The 4,224-nt window shown below is 51.1% G+C and carries 8 protein-coding genes; 6 read left to right on the forward strand and 2 right to left on the reverse strand.

Features of this window, described 5'->3' with window-relative positions:
* The first annotated feature begins 146 nt into the window (after positions 1 to 146).
* Positions 147 to 860, forward strand: a complete 714-nt coding sequence (locus AC06ND_RS00875; protein WP_475677109.1) for a queuosine precursor transporter — start codon at positions 147 to 149, stop codon at positions 858 to 860.
* Positions 861 to 864: 4 nt separating this feature from the next.
* Positions 865 to 1,530 (forward strand): 7-cyano-7-deazaguanine synthase QueC, encoded by a 666-nt coding sequence (gene queC / locus AC06ND_RS00880; RefSeq protein WP_475677110.1) that lies wholly within the window; start codon positions 865 to 867, stop codon positions 1,528 to 1,530.
* 2 nt (positions 1,531 to 1,532) lie between these two features.
* On the opposite strand, the gene AC06ND_RS00885 is transcribed toward queC, so the two are convergent.
* Positions 1,533 to 1,907, reverse strand: coding sequence for a YccF domain-containing protein (locus AC06ND_RS00885; RefSeq protein ID WP_475677111.1), 375 nt, complete (start codon positions 1,905 to 1,907; stop codon positions 1,533 to 1,535).
* Positions 1,908 to 2,080: 173 nt separating this feature from the next.
* Positions 2,081 to 2,233, reverse strand: a complete 153-nt coding sequence (locus tag AC06ND_RS00890) for a hypothetical protein (protein ID WP_475677112.1) — start codon at positions 2,231 to 2,233, stop codon at positions 2,081 to 2,083.
* 304 nt (positions 2,234 to 2,537) lie between these two features.
* Between AC06ND_RS00890 and AC06ND_RS00895 the strand changes: the two genes are divergently transcribed.
* The 4 genes from AC06ND_RS00895 to AC06ND_RS00910 form a co-directional block, all read left to right on the forward strand.
* Positions 2,538 to 3,050, forward strand: a complete 513-nt coding sequence (locus AC06ND_RS00895; RefSeq protein WP_475677113.1) for a hypothetical protein — start codon at positions 2,538 to 2,540, stop codon at positions 3,048 to 3,050.
* Positions 3,051 to 3,067: 17 nt separating this feature from the next.
* Entirely contained in the window at positions 3,068 to 3,574 is a 507-nt protein-coding gene (locus AC06ND_RS00900; protein ID WP_475677114.1) for an RNA polymerase sigma factor, read from the forward strand.
* Positions 3,567 to 3,995 carry a hypothetical protein gene (locus AC06ND_RS00905; RefSeq protein WP_475677115.1) on the forward strand — a complete coding sequence of 143 codons (429 nt, stop codon included), beginning with the start codon at positions 3,567 to 3,569 and terminating at the stop codon, positions 3,993 to 3,995. The genes AC06ND_RS00900 and AC06ND_RS00905 overlap by 8 nt, the downstream gene beginning before the upstream one ends.
* 40 nt (positions 3,996 to 4,035) lie before the next feature.
* Positions 4,036 to 4,224: hypothetical protein (locus tag AC06ND_RS00910; RefSeq protein WP_475677116.1), on the forward strand; the 189-nt coding region annotated here is incomplete at its 3' end.

Consider the following 4,224-nt stretch of genomic DNA (forward strand, 5'->3'; position numbering starts at 1 on the left):
ATCTACATGATCGACATAGTCGTGAAGTAGCCAGAGCAGAAAAAGAGGAACAAAAACTTGTTTTCATAGGAATTTGATGTACTTTTGCAGCGAGTTCCGGCGGGGCCGGGGCAAGTGTGCTTGGTACCACTATAAAAACAAGTCAAATGAAAGACAACAATTCCTCCAAGGGACAGATGACACTGTCTGTCACCTTCCTCTGGCTCGCAGTGACTTTCTGCGTCTGCCTGATCGCTTCAAACACCTTCGTACCACGTCTTTGGCAGGTCGGGAACCTTCCCCTCCAGCTCACCGGCGGCGTACTTATCTTCCCTGTATCCTACATCATCAACGACTGCCTCACTGAAGTATACGGCTATCGCAAGGCCCAGATCGTGATATGGATGGGCTTCGCCATGTGCCTTTTCGTCGCAGTGGCGTCCGGTCTCGTGACCATGCTTCCGAAACCGCTCTATCCGGACAGCTATGCGGCTCAGGAAAGCTTCGACCTTCTGTTCTCTCTCGTTCCGAGGGTGATGGTAGCATCGCTGATCGCGTTCCTCGTGGGCTCCACCATGAACGCATGGGTGATGTCCAAGATGAAGGTTGCCACCAAGGGCAAGGGATTCGGCGTTAGGGCCATTCTTTCGTCAATCGTCGGCGAATTCGCTGATTCGGTCATATTCTTCCCCATCGCGCTCGGCGGTCAGCTTCCTTTCAAGGGATTGGTCGGCATCATCTGCACCCAGGTGGTGGTCAAGACCCTCTTCGAGGTGGTCATACTGCCCGTCACAAGCGTCGTGGTCAAGAAGCTCAAAGCCTTCGAAGGTCTAGACACCTACGACCAGGGCATCTCGTATAACCCATTCAAGATCAACTAAAGCCATGAAGCTCTCGGAATCAGAAGCACTCGTAGTCTTCAGCGGAGGTCAGGACTCCACCACTTGCCTTTTCTGGGCTCTCAAGAGATTCAAGAAAGTGAGCACGCTCACCTTCACCTATGGTCAGAAGCATTCCCTCGAGGTCGAGATGGCAAGAAGAATTGCAGAAGAGGCCGGAGTCAGCTTCGATCTTCTGGACGTGTCGTTCATCAGTAAGATCGGCACTAGCGCGCTTACCGACACATCGATCAAGATGGACGAGGAGAAGCCTGAGGACGGCGTTCCGAACACCTTCGTACCAGGAAGAAACCTCTTCTTCCTCAGCGTGGCTGCGGTCTATGCAAGAGAGAGAGGTATCAGGCATCTCGTCACCGGAGTATCACAGACCGATTTCAGCGGATACCCAGACTGCAGGGACAGCTTCATCAAGTCCCTCAACGTGACCCTCAACCTCGCGATGGAGGAGCAGTTCACCATCCACACCCCTCTGATGTGGATAGACAAGGCAGAGACCTGGGCACTCGCAGACAGGCTCGGCGTCCTGGACCTCGTGAGGACAAAGACGCTTACATGCTATAACGGAGTCCCCGGCGATGGCTGCGGGCACTGCCCGTCTTGTAAGCTTCGCAACGAAGGACTCCGTCAGTATCTGAATTCGAAGAACAGGTAATCCTAGAAGTCTATTACCTTCTGTCCGAACGGTATCAAGGTATTCTTGGCGATCTTGAAATGCTGGACGCCGAGAGGGATGCCGACGATAGTGATGCAGAACAAGATGCCGAAGAAGGCATGGACGAGGGCAATCTCCCACCATCCGCAAAGCACCCATACCACGTTTCCAATCAGAGAAAGGCAGCCAGGCTCGCCTGGAGCGAATGTCATGTCCTTTCCGAATGGGAGAAGAGCATAGGTGCCTATCTTCATCAGCTGCCATCCGAAAGGAATGCCGATGATGGTGACGCAGAAGAGGAATCCCGCGAAGATATACATGAATGATACGAGAAGGCCTCCAAAGATGAGCCAGATGATATTGCCGATTACTTTCATTTTCGTTTTCTCTTTTCACTATTAGACGACGTCCATCCGGATTTGTTACAGTTTTTCGCTAAAATCTGTATCCTATTCCGGCCTTGACACCAATTTCTTCATGGGACAAATGTAATCATTACGACGACAAAAGGACGCCTTTTCGACGTCCTTTCACTATATTTGGTGTGCTGTTACGCGAGACGCGCGTCGATCAGGGCCTTGGCTGAGTCGAGTGACTCGCACGGAACATGGTCGGAGATGCCGTTCTCGCGGGTAAACAATACCAGGAAGTTCTTTCTCGTAAATTCGACGATCTTGCTGTCTTTGTACTTGTATTCTTTCATGGTCGGATGTGTTAAATGATTCACTAAGTGTTGTCGTTTGTGTGTATTGCAAATGTATGCTCAGCGGAAAACAATTTCAAGAATGAGATTTCACGCATCTACAAGCCCGATTCAATCATTGACAAGCAGGTATTCACGGGAACACAAGAGGATTCCAAGAACGTCAAGCGGGATTACAGAAAAAACAAAAGAGAAAAAATTACGGGGTGATGAAACATTTCGTTGCGTCTTTCCGTCTAACTGGCGAAGTTTCTGAAAAATGGACTTCCGAATAGAATTATAAACTGAAACAAACGATAAAGCCATGTACAATCTGTTAACAGCGAATCAATCATTCTTCGCACTCAACCAGGACCTGCTAATCGTCGTCTGCGTATGCGTCATCCTGCCGATTGCAGTAGTTGCCCTCATCGTGTGGGCGGCCAGGAACAACACCAACAAGAAGGCGGAAATCATGATGAAGGCGATCGCGGCCGGCGTTACCATTCCAGAGGATTTCTGGGACAGGATGGGAGGCAAGACTAAGAAAGGTCGCAAGATCGAGGATATCACGATCAAGGGTAAGCTCCTCAAGTCGCTTCGCTCCGGTCTCATCCTCAGCGGTCTCGGACTTATCTTCACGATTGCCGGTCTCACAAAGATCAACATTGCCTTCAACAAAGGATTGTTGGCTACAGCAGGCCCCATTTTGCTCATTATCGGTATAGCTAGCGTTGTATACTTTATCATCGCTTCCAGAAAAATGGCTGACAGGATTCAGGCTGAAGAGGAAGTCGAGATTGCAAAGATTCTCAAAAGGAAGGACCAGGTAAACTAGCATCAAGCTTGGATCAGATGACCAGGGAGCAGTTCATATACGAAGTGAAGGCATGTCAGGAGCCATTGAGACGGTTCCTGACTACCTTGTGCGAAGGTGACACGGCAAAGGCGGACGACCTCGCCCAGGACGCCTTCGTGAAGGCCTACACTTCGATGGAGAGCTACGGAGGCAGGTCGAAGTTCTCGACCTGGGTCTTCAGGATAGCCTACAACTGCTTCATAGACGAGAGGCGTAGGATTGAGGCAAGAGGCGGACGGGGCGAGGACCTGTCCTCGCCTGCCGCGCAGCGGCTTGTATCGTCGGCGCCCGCCGACGATCCGTCCGCCCAGTTCCGATACCAGTCTCTCTACCGGGCCATCGAAAAGCTGAACGATCACGAAAGGTCCGCAATAATACTGTTCTACATGGAAGACATGCCGACCAAGGAAATCGCAGACATACTCGAAGTCGGAGACGGAACAGTGAGAACATGGCTTGCTAGAGGCCGAGAACATCTAAGAAACAATCTAAGAAATGAATAACGACCAGGACATACGCGATCTTTTCCAGGCAGCAAGGCCTGAGCTTTCTTCGTCGGAGGATTTCCTTGAGAAACTCTGTACGAAGCTGGACGAAGTGGACGCAAAGACCGCTGACAAATACACTCTGGAGGATGTGCTTGAATACAAGCGCGTCGCAGAGCGAAGGTACAGACGCGCCATCGCCGCAGCATTCGGAATCGGTGTGCTCGCTGGCATCACCGTCATACTCAGCATGATGTTCTCCCCTTCCGCCAACCTCGTCCCGATTCTCGAAAGCCTTGGACTCGACACGGAAGAAATCGGTTCCGCAATCGAGTCTGGCAAGACGTTGTTCCCTCAGCTCAAGCTATACATAATAGCAGCAATCCCGCTGCTTTCCATCGCTGCGGGATTGTTCGCTATCAGAAGTTGGCAGGATTAGTGAAAACTTTCCTATATTTGAGGGAAATAGCACAAAACTCATGAAAAAATTCCTCCTCACTATCGCCCTCATGGCGGCATCAGTGGCCATGTTAGCACAGGGTCCTGCCCAGAATGCACCTCAGCAGAGGCGCGGCGGTTTCTCATTCGGACCGCGCGTAGATACGGTAAAGATCTGGCCAAACGGAGCTCCCAACGCTTTCGAGTCCCCTGCAGGCAGCAGATATACT

Source organism: Candidatus Cryptobacteroides sp. (assembly GCF_056207615.1).

What these genes read in the sequence shown, in the direction of transcription:
- AC06ND_RS00895 (WP_475677113.1), top strand. Translation starts at nt 2,538, where the DNA reads ATGTACAATCTGTTAACAGCGAATCAATCATTCTTCGCACTCAACCAG.
- AC06ND_RS00885 (WP_475677111.1), bottom strand. Translation starts at nt 1,907, where the DNA reads ATGAAAGTAATCGGCAATATCATCTGGCTCATCTTTGGAGGCCTTCTC.
- AC06ND_RS00890 (WP_475677112.1), bottom strand. Translation starts at nt 2,233, where the DNA reads ATGAAAGAATACAAGTACAAAGACAGCAAGATCGTCGAATTTACGAGA.
- AC06ND_RS00905 (WP_475677115.1), top strand. Translation starts at nt 3,567, where the DNA reads ATGAATAACGACCAGGACATACGCGATCTTTTCCAGGCAGCAAGGCCT.
- AC06ND_RS00875 (WP_475677109.1), top strand. Translation starts at nt 147, where the DNA reads ATGAAAGACAACAATTCCTCCAAGGGACAGATGACACTGTCTGTCACC.
- AC06ND_RS00900 (WP_475677114.1), top strand. Translation starts at nt 3,068, where the DNA reads ATGACCAGGGAGCAGTTCATATACGAAGTGAAGGCATGTCAGGAGCCA.
- queC (WP_475677110.1), top strand. Translation starts at nt 865, where the DNA reads ATGAAGCTCTCGGAATCAGAAGCACTCGTAGTCTTCAGCGGAGGTCAG.